Source organism: Mycobacterium liflandii (genome assembly GCF_022354805.1).
In the GTDB taxonomy this organism is placed as follows: Bacteria; Actinomycetota; Actinomycetes; order Mycobacteriales; family Mycobacteriaceae; genus Mycobacterium; species Mycobacterium marinum.
The window spans coordinates 1,000,938-1,021,223 of the sequence record NZ_CP023138.1 but is presented as its reverse complement, the minus strand read 5'-3'; the positions used below and the strand labels follow the sequence as shown (position 1 = coordinate 1,021,223).

Here is a 20,286-nt window from a genome sequence, read left to right as displayed (position 1 = left end):
CGCCGACGATGCGGGCCAAGATGGCCCGGGGAGAAGGCGCAGGTTGGGCCTCGCCGCGCTGCGCGTGCTGGTGGCGGCCGGGGTACGCGCTGGTGCTGGCGCTGCTGGTGGTCGGGCCGGTGCTGGGGCCCGGATATCTGCTGCTGCGCGACGCGGTATCCACCCCGCGGTCATATCTCTCCGACAGCGCCCTGGGGTTGATGGCTGCGCCGCGGGCGACGCCGCAGGATTTCGCGATAGCGCTGGCCTCCCAGGTGATAGACGGCGGGATCCTGGTCAAGGCACTGCTGGTCTTGGGGCTGTGGCTGGCGGGCTGGGGTGCGGCCGTGCTGGTAGCGCGGGCACTGCCCGCGGCCGGCGCCGGAGGCCAGTTCGTCGCGATCACCCTGGCGATCTGGAATCCCTACGTGGCCGAACGCCTCCTGCAAGGCCATTGGAGCCTGCTGCTCGGCTACGGCTGCCTGCCCTGGGTCGCGGCCACCATGCTGGGGTTGCGCGCACCGGAGGCAAGCCAGACCGGATTCTTCGGGCTGGCCTTCTGGATCGCGCTCGCCGGTCTCACCCCAACTGGGTTGCTGCTGGCCGCGACGGTAGCCCTGACCTGTGTGGCTGCTCCCGGTGGCGGCAAACCACGGTGGCTGTGCGCAACGGCCGCGTTAGCGGCCGCGCTGGTCGGTGCCCTGCCTTGGCTGACGGCGTCGGCCCTCGGTTCGTCGCTGACCACCCACACGGCCGCCAACGGACTCGGCGTTGCCGCGTTCGCGCCGCGCGCCGAACCGGGTCTGGGCACGCTCCTCAGCTTGGCCAGTCTTGGTGGAATCTGGAACGGCGATGCCGTGCCCGGTTCGCGAACCACTCTTTTCGCGGTGGCCTCCGCCGCGGTCCTGTTGGTCGTGGTGGCGGTCGGACTCCCCACCGTGGCGCGACGGCCGGCGCTGGTGCCGCTGCTAGTGCTGGCCGCGGTGTCGGTGCTGGTGCCCGCCGCCCTGGCAACCGGCCCGGGCCTGCACATCTTGGCTGCCGCGGTCGATACCGCACCCGGGTTGGGGGTGCTCCGCGACGGGCAGAAATGGGTGGCGCTGGCGATGCCAGGTTATGCCGTATCCGCCGCGGCCGCGGTGTCGACCCTGTCACGCTGCAAGACGGCCGCAACGCCCCTGAAATCGACACTGGCGGCGTCGGCGTGCTGCCTGGCGCTCGTGCTGGCCCTGCCCGATCTGGCATGGGGCGTGCTGGGCCGGGTTGCGCCGGTGCATTACCCGCCGGGGTGGACCGCCGTGGCGACCGCGATCAACCATCAGCCTGGGACCGTCGCGGTCTTGCCCATCGGCACCATGCGGCGATTCTCCTGGTCCGGTCGGGCGCCGGTGCTCGACCCGCTCCCCCGCTGGGTTCGACCAGACGTGTTGAGCAGCGGCGATCTGGTCATCTCCGGGGTGCTGGTGCCCGGCGATGGCGTGCGCGCCCGAACGGTCCAAAAGTTGCTGCTCGCCGGGGCTGATCCGGAGGCCCTGGCCCAGGCCGGGGTGGGCTGGCTCGTCGTCGAAGTGCACGGCGGCGGCGAGGTGGGCGAAGCCGGACGCACACTGGACCGCCTGACGCCGACCTACCGCGACGATGAGCTGGCCCTGTACCGGATCGGTGGCCGGTCCGCGGGTGTCCCGGCCGGGGATCGTCGGGCAATGATGCTCGCGCATTGGGCGTGGTTGTCGATGTTGCTCGCGGGTGGCGCCGGGATGGCCGCCGGCCGGGTCCGCCGACACTTAAGCGGTCGCAAGGAATCGCCGACGGATCTCGCAGCGGATTAAGTCTCGGGGCTACACAACGCCGCTGACGAACCGACCGGCCGGTACGGCTTCCAGGACGCTACGCATCCCGTCGACACTTTCCTGCCAGGAGAACTCGGCACTGCGCACCTGAGCCTTGGCGCCGAGCTGATCGCGCAGCACCGGATCGGCCAGCAGTCGTTCGAGCTGATCCACCAGTTCGGCGTGGCTGTCGACCAGGATGCCGGTCACTCCGTCGATGATCGAATCGGATAGACCACCCGAGGATCGATACCCGATGGTGGGCACCCCGTGTTGGGCCGCCTCGACCACCGCCAGCCCCCAGCCTTCCTTGCGCGACGGCAGCAGCTGCACCCATGAACTCTGCAGCACGTGGTGTTTGGTCACGTCGTCGACGTGACCGTGGAAAGTCACCGCGTCGGAAATGCCGAGCCGGTGCACATGATCGATCAGCCGTTGTCGCCACCAGCCGCCGCCGACGACGTCGATGTGCAGATTCGGGCTGCCCGGCGTGCGTCGCCGCAGCTGCGCGACAGCCTCCAGCGCGTCCTCAATCTGCTTGTGCGGCACCAGCCGGGACAACACCACCACCCGCGGCGTCGCCGCCCGCGGTCCGGACAGGGTTTGCCCGGGCGCCTCGTCGAGGCCGTTGCGGACCACGGCAATTCGCTCGTTGTCGACACCGAGCGCGACGAGATCGCGGGCCGAGGGCAGCGACACCGTCACGTACTGGTTGCGCCGGTTCAGCCATGGCGACAACTTCGACTCCACGAACCAGCCCAACCGCCCGAGCACCGGACCCGCCACCGGCCACTGCTCGCGATGACAGTGGTGCAGCAGCACCACCACCCGCCGGCCGTACACCAGACGGGCCAGGAAAGGGAGCCCGTTCTGGGTGTCGATGACCGCCGCGGGCCGCACCCGTCGCAGCGGACCCAGACCCATTCGCGCCGCGACCATCGCCAACAGCGCCCACACGTATACCGAGTAGCGGCCACCCGCGCGGTTGACCCGCACCCCGTCGACCAGCTCCCATCGCGGAGCACCCGGGTAACGGGCGGTGCGCAAGGTGACCTCGATCCCCGAGGCCGCCAGTTGCGCGCCGATGCGCTGCAGATATGTTTCGCTACCGCCCCCTGTGGGTGTCCGGTGTCGCGCCAACACAGCAGCAGCACGGAGCGCAGATCAGACATCAGTGGCTAGCCTAGCCCGCGCGAGCGTCCCTAACGCCAGCCGTAGGGTGTGCCGATGGCCGTCACCGACAGGTTTGCGCGGCGGGCAACGCTGTCCCGGTCGCTGCGGTTGCTGTCCGAATTCCGCTACGAGCAACCCGACCCGGCGCGCTTCTACGGAGCACTCGCAGCCGACACCGCGACGTTGGTGAGCGACTTGTGGCTGGCCGCCCGCGGTGAATCGGTGGCCGGCCGCACGCTGCTCGACGTCGGCGGGGGTCCCGGATACTTCGCGTCCGCGTTCGCGGCCGCTGGCGTCGGGTACATCGGCGTCGAACCGGACCCCAACGAAATGCATGCGGCCGGGCCCGCGCACGCGGGTGGGCCCGGTTCGTTTGTCCGCGCCTCGGGCATGGCCCTACCGCTCGCCGACGACTCGGTGGACATCTGCCTGTCTTCCAATGTCGCCGAGCATGTGCCGCGCCCCTGGCAACTGGGGGCCGAGATGTTGCGGGTGACCAGGCCGGGTGGGCTTGCCGTGCTTTCCTACACCGTCTGGCTGGGCCCGTTCGGCGGGCACGAGATGGGCCTGAGCCACTACCTGGGCGGCGCGCGAGCCGCCGCACGGTATGCCCGCAGGCACGGCCATCCGGCAAAGAATAACTACGGGTCGTCGTTGTTCGCGGTGTCAGCCGCCGAGGGCCTGCGATGGGCGGAGGGCACGGGAACCCTGATCGCCGCATTTCCCCGCTACCACCCCCGATGGGCCTGGTGGATGACTTCGGTGCCAATGCTTCGCGAGTTCCTGGTGAGCAATCTGGTCCTGGTGCTGTCGCCCCGGTAATGGAACGTGTTCTTGTTTTGCTTTCGCTTGGGTAGGGTGGCGCCATGGGCGAGAAAACCGAATACGACAAACTCTTCATCGGCGGCAGGTGGACGGAGCCGTCGACCTCGGAAGTGATCGAGGTGCACTGTCCGGCCACCGGCGAGTACGTGGGCAAGGTGCCGTTGGCGGCCGCCGCCGACGTCGACGCTGCGGTTGCCGCCGCGCGCGCGGCATTCGACAACGGTCCGTGGCCATCCACGCCGCCAAAGGAACGCGCGACCGTCATCGCCAATGCCCTCAAGCTGCTCGAGGAGCGCAAAGACCATTTCGCCAAGCTGCTCGCCGACGAGACCGGCCAACCGCCGATGACCGTCGAAACGATGCACTGGATGGGCTCGATCGGGGCGCTGAACTTCTTCGCCGGCCCCGCCGTGGACCAGGTCAGGTGGAAAGAGATCCGCAACGGGTCCTACGGGCAGACCATCGTCCACCGGGAGCCGATCGGTGTGGTGGGCGCGATCGTGGCCTGGAACGTGCCCCTGTTCCTGGCGATCAACAAGCTGGGTCCGGCGCTGCTGGCGGGCTGCACGGTGGTGCTCAAACCCGCTGCCGAAACACCGCTGACCGCAAATGCGTTGGCGGAGGTGTTCGCCGAGGCGGGCCTGCCCGAGGGCGTGCTGTCGGTGGTGCCAGGCGGGGTTGAGACCGGGCAAGCCCTGACCTCCAACCCCGGGGTGGACCTGTTCACCTTCACCGGCAGCTCGGCCGTCGGCAAAGAGATCGGGCGACGGGCCGCGGAGATGCTCAAGCCGTGCACCTTGGAACTCGGCGGAAAATCGGCGGCCATCCTGCTCGAGGATGTCGATCTGAGCACCGCGGTCCCGATGATGGTCTTCTCCGGGATCATGAACACCGGGCAGGCCTGCGTGGGCCAGACCCGCATCCTGGCCCCCCGGTCCCGCTACGAGGAGATCGTGGAGGCGGTAAGCGCCTTCGTACAAGCACTACCGGTCGGGCCGCCGTCGGACCCAGCCGCCCAAATCGGGTCGCTGATCTCGGAGAAGCAGCGGGCCAGGGTCGAGGGCTACATCGCCAAGGGCATCGAGGAAGGCGCCCGGCTGGTTTCCGGCGGCGGCCGCCCGGAGGGTCTGGACAACGGATTCTTCGTGCAGCCCACCGTCTTCGCCGACGTCGACAACAAGATGACGATCGCGCAAGAGGAGATCTTCGGGCCGGTGCTGGTGGTGATCCCCTATGACACCGAGGAGGATGCGATCAAGATCGCCAACGACTCAGTGTACGGTCTGGCCGGCAGCGTATGGACCTCCAACGTGCCCAAGGGCATCGAGATCTCGGAGAAGATCCGCACCGGCACGTATGCGATCAACTGGTACGCCTTTGATCCGTGCTGCCCATTCGGCGGCTACAAGAATTCCGGCATCGGTCGCGAAAACGGGCCCGAGGGCGTCGAGCACTTCACCCAGCAGAAGAGCGTGCTGATGCCGATGGGTTACACGCTCGAAAGCTAGCCCACTTCGGTAGGAGGCCGAATACCACCGCAATTCGCCGCCCTTTGGAATCAGGAGCCTGGGCTTAGCGGCCGGTGAATCGGGCCTGTCGGCGTTCGATGAAAGACTGCACTCCCTCGGCGGCATCTGCGCTGGTGAATAGCGCCCGAATATCGGGGACCAGGCGCTCGATCGCCGCGGCCTCACCTTCCCGGCGAGCCAGATGCGCCGACGCGAGGGTGGCTCGCACGCCCAACGGTGCGGCACGGTCGGCGATGGTCTGCGCGATCTCCCGAGCCCGGGTCAGAGCCGTCGCCGCATCGTCGGCCACCTCTTGGACCAGCCCGATGCGATGCGCTTCGGCGGCATCGAACTCGTCGCCGGTGAGCAACCAGCGCATCGCGTTACCCCACCCGGCGTCACGGGTCAGCCGGATCGTCGCGCCTCCGAACGGGTAGATCCCGCGCTGTACTTCGAGTTGACTGAATCGGGTTCCGGCCGCCGCGATGCGAATGTCGGAGGCCAGCAGCAATTCGATGCCCAACGTCATGCACCAGCCGTGTGCGACAGCGATCAGCGGTGTGCGCCACGGGCCGTCCAGCCGCCACGGGTCGCGACCATCCGCGGGGAACGGGGACTGTCCGGCCGCGATGCTGGGCGCAACGTCAACCAGATCCAGGCCGCCGGTGAAGTGGTCACCATGGGCGAACAGGACGCCGGCCCGCACCGAGTCGTCGGTTTCCAGCAGCGCGTAGGCGCGCGACAGGTCAGCAAACATTGCCCGGTCGAACGAATTGCGTTTCTGCGGCCGATTCAGGCCGATCAGCAGGACGTGGCCATCCCGCTCGAGGGACACGGTTGCCAGTTTGGGCAGGGAAGTTTCCGTCGTAGTCATCTGCACAGTAAACCGCAGAAATATGTCATATGCAATAGTTCATACCGTCCAATTGTCGGGACATTACGAGTTGGTTGCAGGGGTTGCTCTATCTCCGCCCACGCTTATATGCTGCTTTGCATAATCATGAGCAGGCGGCCCCGGCGCATGGGATAACGCAGATGCCGGGAGATACCATGTGGATCATCGAGCTCAACGTTGCCGGCTATCGCTTCACCCGCGAGATGCCCGATCTGCCCCGCAAGCAAGCCCGGTTGCGCCCCCGCCACCTGCATTGGCCGGTACTGCGCCACTCGCACGGACATTCCCCCGCCGCATGACACCGCCCAGCACATCGACGCCGAAGCGTGGCGGCACCCGCGAGAAGATGTTGATCAGCGCCGCTCAGGTGATGCGCGAGCGGGGCGCGGCCGGGGTCACCATTGATTCGGTGCTCGCCCGCAGCGGCGCCCCCCGCGGTTCGGTCTACTACCACTTTCCCGACGGCCGAAATCAGATCCTGATCGAAGCGCTGCGTTATGCCGGCGATTCCATCACCGCGGTGATCGACAAGGCCGCCGACAAGGGCGCCCGGGCCCTGCTGCGCGAATTCGTCAGGCTGTGGGAGCACCTGCTTACCGACGGGGGCTTTGCCGCCGGCTGCCCCGTGGTGGCAGCCGCCCTCGGCCCCGCCGACGATGAAGTCGAGCTAGCGGCGGAAGCCGGCACCATCCTCGACAGCTGGTGCGCCGCATTGGGCCGGGCCTTTGTTGCCGACGGATTCGACGAATCGACCGCAGCATCGCTGGCGGTGACCTCCATCGCCGCGTTGGAAGGCGCCATCATGCTGTGCCGGTCCACGCGTAGCGTCGAACCGCTGCGTCAGGTCGGCGAGCAGCTCGAATTCTTGGTAAAAGCAAGGGGATTCGTCGCACAAAGCAGACTGGATAGCGAGTAGAAACCGCAGCGGTAGCCACTGGTCCGCGGTCGCGATCGGTCAGAAACGTCTCGATCGTCTCCGCGGCAGTGTGCCCTTCAGCACCTCCCCCTCACGATGCGGAACTCCCGCGTGGCGCCCGGGTTACGCACCTTTCGCGTTGACTCGAAAACCGCTGTGCCCCGGGCGATGCGCTGGTCACTCTTCCACCAGCCGCGGCCGGAGCGCTGTTCGATGTCGATCGTCACGTCCGCCTCGTCGGTGAAATGGGTGTAAACGTATTCGTCACCGGGCAACGGGCGGACCGACAGCAGCATGCGCGCCGGGTCCGCTTTGACACGCACCACGAAGCGGAGGTCGCCACGCTCGGCAACGAAGTCCCAAGAGTCCGTGGCTGAATCCAACTCGCGGTTGTGATGAAAAGCATCGATCAGGTTGCTCTCGATGCACTCGCCCTTGTAGCTGAAGGTCAGCCATAGCGAGGTCTGAGACCAATCGTTGAAGCGGGCGCCGAAGCCTTCGATGAGGAAGTCAGGATCACCCTCGAAGTTGGCGCCATGCACCCAGGCGGACTCGCGCAGATTCTTGGTGTTCCAATAGTGCCCGTCGCTCGCCACCGTGCGGCCGATCTCGTATGTCTGGCCACAAACCGTGACAACACCGCGAAGGTGCTGTCTTGCCCCGTTCGACTGGAAGTGTGGAAGCAAGTCGTAGGCCGAGGCTTCGGGTAGGCGATCTAAGGAGATCGCCTCGCTCCGGTCCAATTCGAGATCCCACTCGATCACCCCGTCCGCGGAATCCACGCGGCCCCATACCTTCTCTTCGCCATAGCCCGAAGGACCGATCTCAAGACGTACTTTCGCCGAGTTCTCGAGCCGGGCATGACCTAGTGGATAACGCTGGCGGATGGCCAACTCCGTACCCGGGCGCCGGCGGTCGCGGAACGTAGACCACACCTCCGCGAGTTTGTCGGACTACAGAAAGCCGTTGTGCAGCACGTAGCGCGCCATAAAGCTGAAGCCCCGCACCGGATCGTTGAAGAGGACGTAATAGGTCTCGACGAAATCCAGCTGGACGCCATCGAAGCGCAGGCGATCATCCAAAGCCTGCCCGGATTCTCCCGGGGGGTGCAGCACCAACGCAGGCTCGTCGGATAGGCCGGCACGCGGGTTGCTGGGCAGTTGGTCGTAGTAGTCGCATGCCACAAAATGGCGCGTGTAGCGGGCCAACAGCTCCAGTTGATCGGGCACGTCGAAGTCCAGATCCGCTGTGGCGGAATCAAACAACGCGCGGCCGGTGGGCGGAAAGAATACCTGCTCCTCGGAGAGCGCGCGGATGAAGTCCACGAAGGGGAAGAGCGCGTTTTTCCGCAGCCCCTCAGTACCGAGGCCGAGCAACTCCCTCTTCCAGACATCCCACGGCAGTCCACGAATGTCGTAGCCCACCTCGCGGTGCCAATCGATGTAGTCCGAAACCTGCCTGGAGCGCGGATGCACCACAAAATAAGCCTGATTGAGGTTCTGCGGGCGTTTTGCGATGTGCACGATGGCCTTGGAAGTGAAGTCCACGGGCGCCATCTCCCAGGTGGTGTCCAGCAGCGGCCAGGCGCCGAGCTGGATGCATCCCTTGAGGAACTGGGGCAGGAATTCGTCGAGCTTGTGGTAGGTACCGTCGGATAGTCCAGACACCATGCCCGGCCGGTAGATGGCACCGAGTATACCTCGTTCGGTGAATGCTTGCCACATCATCACATCGCTGACGTATTTGGTCTGCTCGTAGCCGTTTAGCAGGTCGTCGCAGTGGGTGATCGCCTCCCGGTCCTGCACAACGGAGTGTCGACCGTAGCCGGTCGACATGATCACGCCAAGGGTTGAAACAAAGTGCACCTGGATGGGGGCCTCGCTGGACACTGCCAATCGCAGGATCGTCTCCGTGGACTCCACATTGGTGGCCTTGAGATGCTGGTAGGGATAGACGAAGTTGACCCATGCCGCGGAATGCACGATGGTGTCGATGGAGCGAGCAAGCACTTGGAACGGCGCCAGGCCGTCCAGCCCCAGCCAGGGCGCGGTCAGGTCGCCCAACACGACGTCAACCCTCGATTCGAAGGTGACATCCCAGAGCCCGTACCGGCAAAGGTTGTTCAGAATGCGCTGCCGCCCCTCCTCGGGGGTTGACGCACGCACCAAACAAGAGATGCGAGCCTCGGTTTGGATCAACAGCTCGCGGATGAGATATGCGCCCAGGTAGCCAGTACCGCCGGTCAGCAGAATGTGGTGCATGGGCCGGTCGTAGGTACTGGGGTCATAGCCCGGCCGACAAATGTCAGCGGCAAGATGGCCTTCTTCCTTGAGCGAGAAGGAATCAGCAAGCAGCTGCGGGGCGCGGCCGGCCTCCACGTCCCTTATCGCCTGGGCCAGCACGGCAACAGTGGGCTCGATGATGGTCTGCAGCGAGATTGACTCTGCTACACCCATGTCCCACATACGGGCAAAGGCCTCGGCGGCGCGCAGGGAGTCGCCGCCGAGTTCGTAGAAGTTGTCGTTCACTCCCACCCGGTCGATGCCCAGCACATCGCACCAGATGCGAGCGATCGCCTTCTCCTGGCTATCACGGGGTGTGACGTAGGGCGTGGCAAGCGCCGGACGACGCGCGTGGGCGGTCACCGCCAAGGCGGTCATCAGGGCATCGACGTTCGAGCCAATGCGGGCAATTTCAGCGTAACCACCGGCGGCCCGGGTCCGGGCGCCAGACCGGGACGGCACGGGCGCGGACTCATCCCGCGCCGGGTCGGTCTCCTCCCGCAAGATCACCCGGGTGGAAGCGAGCAGGTGAGCCTCGATATCGGCCACCTCGAGAATTATCTTCTGTACGTCGCCGACCCCCGCGGGCACACTGACGCCGGCAAGGCTGTCGTAGAAGCTGCGAACGGGAACGTTGCGCGCACTGGTCTCCAGCTCCAGCAAAAGCTGGTCGCAACCGGCCTCGCTGGCATCCACTGCCAGCCTGCGCACCAGCGCCTGCTCCACCCGACGGCCCAGTACGCGACAACTCATCAGGAAAAGATCGCAAACTAGGGCGCTGTCACGCGACACCGCGGATACCAGACCGACGAATCCATAGTCGCCGAAGCGATCACTGACGCGAGCGCGCCACGTGCGCCGGCCCGGCTCGCGACAGAACGCACGCAGCTCCGCCTCGGACATCGATCGTTTGCGGGCGTTGAACTGGTTGGTGCGGTGAGTGAGCTGCGCGGCGCGCGCAAGCTCGTCTTCCAGCGAGAGGGGTGCGAGGTCGATCTCGAGATCCAGCCGGGAAAGAAAATCATCGATGGTGGGCGCACTCGCCTCGATCTCGGCGCGCTGGACGCTCTGGCGCATCATCGCGGTGCGACTCCGATCCTCTTCGGTGGTACGCGCCGCGTCGAAGGCCCAATGGTGGTTGAGGAATGACTCGAAGCACTCGGGCTGCGGCAGCTCGATGGCGAGCACCTGCGGCAACGCCTCGCTGACCTCGGCGACTTCCATGGCACTGTCGTCAATAAAGATAAATGTGTCCAGCCCCAGTCCGAGTTCGTCAGCGAGCAAGCGCATGTTCTCTGATTTGGGTAGCCAGTTGATCCGACGAAGACAGATGTGTTCCAAGCCGAGCGGCATGTCAGGGTGAGCGGCGAAGGCGGCCAATACATCGGCATCCTTGTTCTTGCTGACAATGCATAGCAGCTTTCCTGCCTCTGCTTGGACGACCATGAAACGCTGGAGGACCAGAAAACGCTCGGAGAGCGTGATGCCCTCCGGACCGTCTTCCCCCACCACACCGCCCCACAAGGTGTTGTCACAGTCCAGCACGATCACCTTTGCCGGTTCGCTGAGCACGGCAGCGATGCGCCGGGCGATACAGGCCCCGATGGCACTGAAACACCCCTGAGTGAAGGGCAGGTGAGCAAGGCTGTCACGGGCCTCATCCCAGATGCGCACAACCGGCCAGTCCTCGTAAACTCGGCGCAGGTCCACGGGGAAGAGACTGGGGTGGGAGCCAGCAGCGGCGATGATGCGTTGGTCCAAATCCTCCAGCAGCTCTGCCAGACCGAGTGCGCGTACCGAGTGGGGGGAGTGCGGCGCCAGAGCGACCAGAGTCGGCGCACCACTTCGGTCAGCATGGCCGAGCAGTGCGTCGCAAAGCTCCGCGACGGCACGCTCGAGTTCCTCCCGGCCGGGAGGCGTGTTGTGGTGCCGAAAGAGGTCCTCCACGCGCATGAGCACGACATTTATGCCGCCCTCGCCTGCGAATACACCCTCGGGGTTGAGCAAGGCCTGGAACACCTGGTTGTACCCGGCGAATTGGACGTTCGCCGGCATGCCCAAGCGACCGAGCAGGTTGCACACGGTCGGCTCGATCAGCTCAGCGGTGAATGAGGCGGCGACACGCACCGTTTGCACGTAGGGCGCGTTGGTGTCGCGGTTACGCATTCCCTCGCGCATGCGGAAGAGAGTGACGCACATGGCATCGATGCTCTCGAATTCGGCGAGCAGGGTTGGCTCGATGTCGATTTCCAGTAGCTTTTCCAGTTCGCCGGCCAGACGTACGGTATGAACCGAACTGAACCCCAAGTCGGCTAGCGAGCGTGAAAAATCGACACCGGTGAAGCCGGCGTCGCTGCTCTTGGCTATCTCATGCCGAAGCCAGTCGCGGAACGTCTCCAGACTGCGCACGGTCGTCGTGTTTCCACCGCTGGCCACGAAATCGACATCTTCCTTGAACATCGCGCTCCTTAGGAGTGGGTGGGTTTGACTTCGGGTGCTTAATCTCTTCGAGCCACTCGGCTACCCGCCGTGGGCACCGGAGCTCAACGCCTCAGGCCCAATCGGCCTGTCTCATTTCTCCAACGCGCCGTACAAAGCGAGGCCACCCTGGCGCAGCAGCTCTCGGCACAAGGACCGCTGGATCTTGCCGCTGGTGGTCTTGGGAACCTCGCCGCATCGCGCGAGAAATACCGCGTCGACCGATACCTCGTGCTCTCGGGTGATGGCGCGCGCGATGCGCTGCCCTACGTCGCGCGGGTCCAGGCCCCGTTCTGCTTCCCGGCGGATCTCGGCAACGACAATGAGGGCCTCACGGTCCTCTCGCTCCTCGGCGAACACGGCCACGAAGTGTGAGCGCACAGCCGGATGGGCGCCCTCTGCGGTCTCTTCTAGGTCCTGCGGGTAATGGTTGGCGCCATGGACGATGACGAGGTCTTTCAAACGACCGACAACAAATAGTTCATCGTCGCGGCAGAAGCCGAGATCTCCCGTACGCAGATAGCGGGCAGGATCACCGGGTAGGCGCGCCGCAAAGACCTCCTCCGTCTGAATGTCCCTGCCCCAGTAGCCCTTCGCGACGCTCCTGCCGGTTAACCAGATCTCGCCCACCCGGTCCGGGCCCACCGGGTGTCCGGTCTCGGGGTCGACGATCGTCACCATCGTCCCCGCCAAGATGCGCCCGCTGCTCACCAGCCGCCGCGACGGGGAGTCACCGCGAGGTGCACACACCTGTGACTGCCGCAGAGCCGCGACATAGATCTCCACAACGGTTGGCTCAGTCGCAGGAATCTTGGTAGAGACCGCCAGGGTGTTCTCGGCGAGGCCGTACGAGGGCTGCATGCAGGTTGGAGCCCAGCCCAAGGGGGCAAGGGCCGCATTGAAGCGTTCCAGAGTGGTAGCGCGGATGGGTTCTGCGCCGTTGAGGGCGACATTCCAACAGGAGAGATCGATGCCGCTGAGATCGGCGTACGAGGCGGCGTCTGCGCAGAGGTCGTAGGCGAAGTTGGGGCCACCGGTGAAGGTGATGCGGTAGTCGGAGATCGCACGGAGCCAGAGGTCGGGACGCTTAACGAAGCTGAGCGGATCGGCGAGCACAACCGGGAAGCCCGCGAAGATGGGCGTGAGCACTCCGAGGATCAGGCCCATGTCGTGATACAGCGGAAGCCAGCTCAGCGCACGGTCTTCCGCGGTAAGGCCGAAGCCGTATTGTATTTGGGCACAGTTGAACATGAGGTTGTCGTGGGTGACGACCACCCCGCGCGGTGCGCTTGTGGAGCCGGAGGTGTACTGCAGTAGGCATACGTCTTTGGATGCCGGTGCGACGGGTTGCCAGTCTTCATCAGGGATGGCCAACAGCCAGTCGAGGCGCAGTACCGTCAGGAAGTCCAGGCGCAAATCGGCAGCCACGCTTGCCGTCAACTCTTTCGCCTCGGGCCCGCTCGTGAGCAAGACTTCCGCCCCACAGTCGGCCACGACGTGGGCGAGCCTATCCAGGTGTTTGGCACGGCGCGGCACGGGCAGATTCACCGCAACACGGCGAGCATAAGCACATGCCAGGAAGCCGACGACATAGTCGAGACAGTTGCCCATCACGAGTAGCACGCGATCACCTTGATTACCAAGACTTTTCAGATGAACCGCGATTGCCCGGGCGCGAGCGTCCAGCCGCGCTTAGGTAGCCTTGTCCGTCTCGCCACGCATGCCTCGCAGCTCGACCATCGCCAGCTCGTCAGGCTGATTGCGCGCGCGCCATGCCAGTCGCTCAACGAGATTGAGGTGGGGAGGAGGAAGGTGCGCCACTCGTCCCCCTGGAATCGATTCGTTCACAGTGTCTCCCTGACCTTCCTGCTTGATCGATGGCTTGGACGAAGCCCCGAACCGCGAGCAGCCGCGGCCCACCCCCCTTGCTCAGCATCAGGTTCGATACTTTGCACCAACCCGACGACAACGCCATCTTGACCATGAAAACAATTGCTGCTCAATGAATTCTTAACTGGCGCCGCCGGGGTTTCACCGCCCTTGGCGTTAGATCAGTTCGAACACAACCACTCTCGCGCCGGTAGGCCGGCGGGCTGGGGCACTAACGACGGCGCGGACAGCCAAGACCCCGGCAATGGCGGGGCGGCGACAACGGTGAGTGGCTGCAACAGTGGGGTTGGCGACGACGGTGGGTTCGGTGGGAACGCCGAATTGGGCGCCTTTGCGGCCATCGCCGCCTACGGAGGCAACGGTGGAACCGGCCGGCTGGGTTTCCAGGCCGGGTTCGGTGGTACCGGCGGTGGAGCCGGACTCGGCGGGTTGTTGCTAGACCAAAACGCCAGACCTGGAGCAAAAACCCCGATGCGCGGGGGCACCGATTGCCATCGGCCAGCTGGATCAGTCGCTGGCCGGAAGCGGCTTGACCTCCTTGAGCGCCAGCTTGGTGGCACCGACACTCAACGACCCGGCGCCCGGTTTGGTGACCAGCAACTCGGCACCGGCCTCATCGACATAGCGTTTGCCCAGCACCGAGCCGTCGGCGAACTCGGGATCGAGTTGGCCCGAGCGCTGCACGCCAATCTCCACCATCGGCGCGCCTCCGCACCGCAGATCGTCGAGGGTGTCGGTGCTTCTGACCACGATGACCTGGGTGTCACACACCTGGCTGGCCAGCCGGGTTCCGTTCTTGATCATGATTTCGTACCTGCCAGTTCCTCGATGATCTCCCGGCGAAGGATTTTGCCGGTGGCGGTGGTGGGCAGCTCGCGACGAAACACTACCCGGTCCGGGGTGCGCGACCCCCGCAAACTTCTTCGCACGAATTCACGTAGTTCTTCCGGATCTGGGTCGACGCCGGCGACGGGCACCACGACGGCCACGATCTCCTGGCCCCACTGGGCATCCTCGACTCCGACCACGGCCACGTCGCGCACCTGCGGGTGCTCGATCAGCACTTCCTCGAGTTCGGCCGGCGCGATGTTCTCCCCACCGCGGATGATGGTGTCGTCGGAGCGTCCGCCGATGAATAGGTAGCCGTCTTCGTCGAGCATGGCGATGTCCTTGGTGCCGAACCAGCCGTGGCCGTCTAGCACCGAACCGATTCCGGTGTAGCGTCCGGACACCTGCTCACCCCGCACAAACAGTTCGCCGGTCTCACCGGGCCCGAGCACCCTGCCGTTCTGGCCCCGGATCTGCAGCTCGACGCCGGGCACCGGCCGCCCCACCGAGCCCAACCGCCTGGCCAGGCCAGCCGCCGCCGCGGACTGCGCGGCGCGATGGTCATCGGGCGTCAGCACGGCGATGGTCGAGCTGGTCTCGGTCAGCCCGTAGGCGTTGACGAAGCCCACGTCCGGCAACAGCTCGAGGGCCCGGCGCACCAGTGGCAGACCGACTTTCGAGCCACCGTAGGCCAGGTTGCGCAACGAGGGCAGCTTGTGTTCGCCGGTCTCGAGCACGGCGACGATGCGGTCCAGCATGGTCGGCACCACGGTGGCGGTGGTGACCTGTTCCGCATTGGTCAGCCTTACCCACTCGTGCGCGTCAAAGTTGTTCAGGTAGACCATCTTTCGTCCGGCATACAGATTCGACAGGACGGCACTTACCCCGGCGATGTGATACGGCGGCACACAGATCAGCGCCGCGTCGGAGGGCGCGGCGCACCCGAACTCGACCGTCGTGGTGACATAGCTGGTCAGGTTGCTGTGGGTCAGCTCGACGGCCTTGGGTTGCGAGGTGGTGCCCGAAGTGAACAGCACGATGGCCACCGAGTCCGGGTCGGGAAACTCCGCGACCGGTTCGGCGCGGCCGGCTAGCTCCAGAAATTGCTGGGAGCTCAGCGACTGGTCGGCTGCGATCGTGTCCCGGTAGCGTTCGTCGACGACCACCAGGGGCCGTGGCAACCGGCGGATCAAGGCTGCGATGCCGTCGGCGGACAGCCGGTAGTTGATCGAGGTGAAGGGCAGCCCGGCGCGCGCCGAGGCGAAGATCAGCAGCGGCAGCATCGCCCCGCCGGTGCCGACGTACACCACATGCTGGGCATCGGATGCGGCGATGGCCCCCGCACCCCCGTCGGCGAGATCGCTGAGCTGCTGAGTCGTCAGCCGCAAGTCGCCCGAGACGACGGCGATGCGGTCAGGACTAGCTGACGCAGCCATTTCGAGCAGCAACGAAACGCTCATCCGGGACCCTTCAGGAAGCCCTCCCTTTACAAAACTTGGCCTCAGTGTAACCCATCGGCGGGCCCGGCTTCCCGGGGAGAAGCCGTGGTCGGCGCCGGTCAGGTACCGGTCCAGCGGGGCGGACGTTTCTCCGCGAACGCGATCGCACCTTCCTTGGCGTCATTGGAGGTGAAAATCGGGAACAGGATCTTCATCTGCTGGGCGAATCTGGTGTCCAGACTCCAGCCGCGGGATTCGGTGATGATCCGTTTGGTGGCGGCCACCGCGAGCGGACCGTTGGCAGTGATCTTCTCCGCCAACGCGATCGCCGCATCCAGGGCTGCCCCGGGTTCGGCCAGCACGTTGACCATGCCGAGTGCGTGGGCGCGTTCGGCGGACAGGTTGTCACCGGTGAGCGCCAGTTCCATCGCGATCGCGTAGGGAATGCGCTCGGGCAGCCGCAGCAATCCCCCGCCACCGGCCACCAGACCCCGTTTCACCTCCGGTATTCCGAACGCCGAATCCCTGGCCGCCACAATCAGATCGGTGGCCAAGGCCAGCTCAGTGCCGCCGGCCAAGGCGTATCCTTCGACCGCCGCGATCAGCGGTTTGGCCGGTGGGCGCTCGGTGAACCCCAGCCCCCGGCCCTCGACCACGACGTTCTCGCCGCGGGCAAACGCCTTGAGGTCCATGCCGGCACAGAACGAGCCACCCGCTCCGGTAAGGATCCCCACCGAGAGGCCGGCGTCAGCATCGAGGCGATCCATCGCATCGGCCAAGGCCCGGCTCACCGCGGCGTTGACCGAGTTCTTGGCCTTGGGCCGATTGATCGTGATGATCAGGATTCGGTCCCGCTGTTCGACCAGGACTTCGGGTTCGGTGTCGCCGTTTAGTTCACTCACGCGCTCCCAGCTCCTTCATTCATTGATCGAGCTTGCGCCATCGCTGCCTCGATGACCGTCAGCTCTGCGGAAAGCCCAGCCGCCCTTCGTATCTCGACGAAGTCAGCCATCATGGCTTCAGTCACTTCATGCGGATCCTCGACGGTGGCACCGTCTGTCAGGACCGAGATATTGAGCTGGTCGACATAGCTCCACACGGTGATGTTCAGGCCGCTACCCGCGGTCAGCGGCCCCACCGAATAGATCTCGGTTACCAGCGCACCACCCACCCTGCCGTGCTCGCGCGGGCCGGGAACATTCGAGATGTTCAGATTCAGGACCTTGTTTTGCCCGTCCCGGCTCGACGCCCACCGGAAGGCCACTTCGGTTGCCCCCGGCGGCCAGTACGCCGCCCAGCGACTGATCAGCTCGGGCCCCAGCAGCTGGTGACTCTCCTTGGCCGATAACGCATTTTCATGACAGGCCTGTACCCGCTCCAATGGGTCCGCGCAGTCGGTGGGCAGCGCCACCATCATCCCGCTGAAGTAGTTCCCGCTGATGCGGTCCGACGAGAAGTCGTAGCTCACCGGGACCGAGGCCAGCAGTGGCTCGGCCCGGCCGTCATAGCGCAACAGCAGGTTCCGCAGCGCTCCGGTGGACATCGCCAGCACCATGTCGTTGATCGTCGCGCCCAGCTGCTTACCGGTCTGCTTCACGTCGGCAAGCGCCAACGTCGCGGTGGCGAATCTGCGCTGCGGGGTGAGCATATGGTTCATGAACGTCGGTGGCGGGGTGAACGGGCGGGTCAGCTCGGGAGACAGCTTTCGCGAGCTGCGTCTCACGCGGGCCAGGCCCTGCGCGGTGTAGCGCATCGTCGCGGGGATCCGGCCAAGGTGGCGCAGGTGATCCAGGAACGCCGAGCTCATCAATTCCCGCTTGGTAGGAGCCGGGTCGCTCACGTACGGATCGCCCTCGGGGCCGGGCAACAAGTCCATGCCGCGTGCCATCAGGTTCGCCGAGGCGACCCCGTCGGCGAGGGCATGATGGATCTTGCCCACCACCGCGACTCGATGGTTGGCCAGGCCTTCGACGAAGTACATCTCCCACAACGGGTACCTGCGGTCCAGCGGCGTGCTGGCGATCTCACCGATCACCTCGTCCAACTCGCGCCGACCCCCTGGGGGTCTGAGCTGCCAGGGGCGGATGTGGTAGTCGAGGTCAACTTCACAGTGCTCTCGCCACATCGGGTGATGGAACTTGAACGGGATGTCGACGAGCTGATACCCGAAAGGTTCCAGTTTGGCCATGCGTTCGCCGATGACTGCCCGGAACGCGTCGACGCCGAACGCGCGGCGGTCCGGATCGAGTTCGATAACAGCAACTTTGAGGGTGTGCATGTGCACGTTGGGCGTTTCGCTGTACAGCAGTACCGCGTCACAACCGCTGAGCCGTTTCATCTCAGCCCTCTAGTCATGGCGTGACCTCACTGTCGACCGACGCGTTAGATGACCTCTTTCGACAGCTGCGCCCGAGTGCGATGAATCTGGTTGAGGAACAACGAAATCGCGTGCGTGGCCGAGCCTGTGCGGGCCCCGTCCAGCAGGTCGAAGCCGTGGCCGGCCCCGGGCAGTTCGACGTAGGCGACCAGTGAACGCGACACCGCACGCAACCGCTCGACGAAGCTGCGCGCTTGCGCCACCGGGATGACACCGTCGCGGCTGCCGTGAATGACCAGAAACGGCGGCGCGTTGGTGTGTACCCGGGCAACCGGTGATGCGTCGCGGAACACCTGCGGGTGACGTTTGATCGAGCGCTTGACCACCACTCGCTCCAGGAAGTCGACGAACCGCGCCCGTTCGGCGGTGGATCGATCCTCCCAGTCGTAGCGACCGTAGATCCCGACGGCCGCGTCCACCGACGTGTCGGACCCTTCGGGAAGCTCACTTTGATAATCCGGATCGTTGGCGGTCAGGCCGGCCAATGCGGACAGGTGACCGCCGGCCGAACACCCCGCCACCGCAATGAAGTTGCGGTCACCGCCGAACTTGTCGACATTGGCGCGGGCCCAGGCGATGGCCGCTTTCACGTCGTGGATGTGGCGGGGCCACCGGTGATGCGGCGCGACTCGGTAGTCGATCGACAGGCACACCCAGCCCTGTTCGGCCAGCCGCGACAGCAATGCATACCCCTGGATTGCTCGACTGCCGTGTATCCAGGCGCCGCCGGGAACAAAAATCAGCACCGGCGCGGGCTCGGTGGGCAGGTCGTCCCGGCGCCACACGTCGAGCACCTGGGCCGGGCTGTTGCCGTAGTGAACCCCGCCCCGATGTAGGTAGCGGCGGTGACGAAATGCTTCGCACACTGGCGGCGTGCGCTGGGGCGCCGGCCATTCGACATCCAAATCCGCCGTTGAGACGATCCCCCGCAGCGCCGCCGCCGAGACTTCGTTCGTGCTGTCCCGGTCGCGCTGACGCGTCACGTTGATACCCGGAGTGAACAGATCCTTTGCCCTTGCCGCGACGAACTCCGGGGTATGGCGCGCGCCCCAGACCCCCATTGCGGTGACGCAACCCAGCGGCTCGAGATGCTTGCCCACCACCGGTAGCGAAGCCCCGGCGACACTCATGGCCAGCAGATAGTCGGCAGGACGCGCGCGCAGCATCCATTTGACACGGGACATCATCGACGTCATCGACGTCATCGACATCGTTGTCGGGCCGGTGGCAGCCATGTGGGGGAGCGTACTCCTGTTGGCCGCCACCGCACCGGCTCGCGTCCGGGTTGGGTCCGACGGCAAATGATTGCGCCCGACCGATGATTTGCCAGGGTCGCCAACCCCGCTATTCAACGGCTGAGCTGGACTTCGCTCACGCGCCGCCGATGCGCGAGCACCAGTCGGACGGCGTAGGTGGCCGCACTGAGCGCGAACATCACCGCGGTGAGCAACAGCCACCTACCCAAAAACGGCTGCTGGGTTTCGCCGGTGGCCGCGTGGTAGGTCAACGCACCTTGCTCGATGATGCCGGGCAGGAATATCAGCAGCGTCAGGGCGGACCCCATCGCCGGGATCCGCAGGTAGTTGCGGACCGAGACTTCTCGACTTCCGGAGCGGGCGCGGCCCCAGCGCACCGCAAAGATGCGATCAACCAGAGAATAGACTGGGAATGCGACGAGGTCGTGGCCGATGACGGCGGCCGCGAACCACACCGCGATCGACTGCCACCAGGTACCCGGATTCCACAGTGTGGCGATCTTGAAGGTCGCCACGATGTAGCCAACCAGCGCGAGGCCGGCGAGCATGGTCAGCAGATGCAGCGGGTGCGCGCCGTAATAGCGGCCGAAGCGCCTAGTGAGTTCGCGCAT

15 protein-coding genes and 1 pseudogene are annotated in these 20,286 nt (G+C 65.4%); 5 read left to right on the top strand and 11 right to left on the bottom strand.

The features are described 5' to 3' along the window. Window positions 1–8: 8 nt before the first annotated feature. Window positions 9–1,808, top strand: coding sequence for an MmpA family trehalose lipid delivery protein (locus CKW46_RS04690; protein ID WP_482052890.1), 1,800 nt, complete (start codon window positions 9–11; stop codon window positions 1,806–1,808). A 9-nt stretch (window positions 1,809–1,817) separates the two neighbouring features. Here CKW46_RS04690 and CKW46_RS04685 read toward each other — a convergent pair. Then, window positions 1,818–2,980, bottom strand: a pseudogene (locus CKW46_RS04685) (glycosyltransferase family 4 protein). 55 nt (window positions 2,981–3,035) lie between these two features. Between CKW46_RS04685 and CKW46_RS04680 the strand changes: the two are divergent. Beyond that, window positions 3,036–3,803, top strand: a complete 768-nt coding sequence (locus tag CKW46_RS04680) for a class I SAM-dependent methyltransferase (protein ID WP_015354222.1) — start codon at window positions 3,036–3,038, stop codon at window positions 3,801–3,803. A gap of 44 nt (window positions 3,804–3,847) precedes the next feature. Further along, window positions 3,848–5,314, top strand: coding sequence for an aldehyde dehydrogenase (locus CKW46_RS04675; RefSeq protein WP_015354221.1), 1,467 nt, complete (start codon window positions 3,848–3,850; stop codon window positions 5,312–5,314). A 64-nt stretch (window positions 5,315–5,378) separates the two neighbouring features. Here the strand turns inward: CKW46_RS04675 and CKW46_RS04670 are convergent, their stop codons facing one another. Then, window positions 5,379–6,188, bottom strand: coding sequence for a crotonase/enoyl-CoA hydratase family protein (locus CKW46_RS04670; RefSeq protein WP_015354220.1), 810 nt, complete (start codon window positions 6,186–6,188; stop codon window positions 5,379–5,381). 161 nt (window positions 6,189–6,349) lie between these two features. Here CKW46_RS04670 and CKW46_RS04665 point away from each other — a divergent pair, with 161 nt between their 5' ends. Together CKW46_RS04665 and CKW46_RS04660 are read left to right on the top strand one after the other, a co-directional pair. Next, on the top strand, window positions 6,350–6,508 hold the full coding sequence (locus CKW46_RS04665; protein WP_020727860.1) for a hypothetical protein: 159 nt from the start codon (window positions 6,350–6,352) through the stop codon (window positions 6,506–6,508). Next, the gene (locus tag CKW46_RS04660) at window positions 6,505–7,125 is read left to right on the top strand and encodes a TetR/AcrR family transcriptional regulator (protein WP_011739325.1); all 621 of its coding nucleotides are present in this window, start codon (window positions 6,505–6,507) and stop codon (window positions 7,123–7,125) included. Before CKW46_RS04665 ends, CKW46_RS04660 begins: the two co-directional genes overlap by 4 nt. Window positions 7,126–7,202: 77 nt before the next feature. Here the strand turns inward: CKW46_RS04660 and CKW46_RS04655 are convergent, their stop codons facing one another. The 9 genes from CKW46_RS04655 to CKW46_RS04615 all read right to left on the bottom strand — a co-directional run bounded on the left by CKW46_RS04655 (window position 7,203) and on the right by CKW46_RS04615 (window position 20,286). Continuing rightward, window positions 7,203–8,060: a hypothetical protein gene (locus tag CKW46_RS04655; protein ID WP_499018822.1), complete on the bottom strand. Its 858-nt coding sequence runs from the start codon at window positions 8,058–8,060 to the stop codon at window positions 7,203–7,205. 18 nt (window positions 8,061–8,078) lie between these two features. Further along, window positions 8,079–11,867 carry a thioester reductase domain-containing protein gene (locus CKW46_RS04650; protein WP_482052888.1) on the bottom strand — a complete coding sequence of 1,263 codons (3,789 nt, stop codon included), beginning with the start codon at window positions 11,865–11,867 and terminating at the stop codon, window positions 8,079–8,081. 111 nt (window positions 11,868–11,978) lie between these two features. Next, window positions 11,979–13,538, bottom strand: coding sequence for a fatty acyl-AMP ligase (locus CKW46_RS04645; RefSeq protein ID WP_499019235.1), 1,560 nt, complete (start codon window positions 13,536–13,538; stop codon window positions 11,979–11,981). 744 nt (window positions 13,539–14,282) lie between these two features. Further along, on the bottom strand, window positions 14,283–14,579 hold the full coding sequence (locus tag CKW46_RS04640) for a hypothetical protein (RefSeq protein ID WP_015354217.1): 297 nt from the start codon (window positions 14,577–14,579) through the stop codon (window positions 14,283–14,285). Further along, entirely contained in the window at window positions 14,576–16,063 is a 1,488-nt protein-coding gene (locus CKW46_RS04635; protein WP_482052887.1) for a class I adenylate-forming enzyme family protein, read from the bottom strand. The genes CKW46_RS04640 and CKW46_RS04635 overlap by 4 nt, the downstream gene beginning before the upstream one ends. Window positions 16,064–16,161: 98 nt before the next feature. Beyond that, on the bottom strand, window positions 16,162–16,944 hold the full coding sequence (locus CKW46_RS04630; protein WP_012392437.1) for a crotonase/enoyl-CoA hydratase family protein: 783 nt from the start codon (window positions 16,942–16,944) through the stop codon (window positions 16,162–16,164). Further along, complete coding sequence (locus CKW46_RS04625; protein WP_117435670.1) at window positions 16,941–18,380, bottom strand: WS/DGAT/MGAT family O-acyltransferase; 1,440 nt, start codon at window positions 18,378–18,380, stop codon at window positions 16,941–16,943. The genes CKW46_RS04630 and CKW46_RS04625 overlap by 4 nt, the downstream gene beginning before the upstream one ends. 44 nt (window positions 18,381–18,424) lie before the next feature. After that, window positions 18,425–19,630 carry an alpha/beta hydrolase fold domain-containing protein gene (locus CKW46_RS04620; protein WP_482053361.1) on the bottom strand — a complete coding sequence of 402 codons (1,206 nt, stop codon included), beginning with the start codon at window positions 19,628–19,630 and terminating at the stop codon, window positions 18,425–18,427. 137 nt (window positions 19,631–19,767) lie between these two features. Further along, window positions 19,768–20,286 carry a hypothetical protein gene (locus CKW46_RS04615; protein ID WP_117435668.1) on the bottom strand — a complete coding sequence of 173 codons (519 nt, stop codon included), beginning with the start codon at window positions 20,284–20,286 and terminating at the stop codon, window positions 19,768–19,770.

Coding starts and splice junctions, on each gene's coding strand:
- CKW46_RS04690 (WP_482052890.1), top strand. CDS start 9: ATGCGGGCCAAGATGGCCCGGGGAGAAGGCGCAGGTTGGGCCTCGCCG.
- CKW46_RS04680 (WP_015354222.1), top strand. CDS start 3,036: ATGGCCGTCACCGACAGGTTTGCGCGGCGGGCAACGCTGTCCCGGTCG.
- CKW46_RS04675 (WP_015354221.1), top strand. CDS start 3,848: ATGGGCGAGAAAACCGAATACGACAAACTCTTCATCGGCGGCAGGTGG.
- CKW46_RS04670 (WP_015354220.1), bottom strand. CDS start 6,188: ATGACTACGACGGAAACTTCCCTGCCCAAACTGGCAACCGTGTCCCTC.
- CKW46_RS04665 (WP_020727860.1), top strand. CDS start 6,350: ATGCCGGGAGATACCATGTGGATCATCGAGCTCAACGTTGCCGGCTAT.
- CKW46_RS04660 (WP_011739325.1), top strand. CDS start 6,505: ATGACACCGCCCAGCACATCGACGCCGAAGCGTGGCGGCACCCGCGAG.
- CKW46_RS04650 (WP_482052888.1), bottom strand. CDS start 11,867: ATGTTCAAGGAAGATGTCGATTTCGTGGCCAGCGGTGGAAACACGACG.
- CKW46_RS04640 (WP_015354217.1), bottom strand. CDS start 14,579: ATGATCAAGAACGGAACCCGGCTGGCCAGCCAGGTGTGTGACACCCAG.
- CKW46_RS04635 (WP_482052887.1), bottom strand. CDS start 16,063: ATGAGCGTTTCGTTGCTGCTCGAAATGGCTGCGTCAGCTAGTCCTGAC.
- CKW46_RS04625 (WP_117435670.1), bottom strand. CDS start 18,380: ATGAAACGGCTCAGCGGTTGTGACGCGGTACTGCTGTACAGCGAAACG.
- CKW46_RS04620 (WP_482053361.1), bottom strand. CDS start 19,630: ATGTCGATGACGTCGATGACGTCGATGATGTCCCGTGTCAAATGGATG.
- CKW46_RS04615 (WP_117435668.1), bottom strand. CDS start 20,286: ATGCGCGAACTCACTAGGCGCTTCGGCCGCTATTACGGCGCGCACCCG.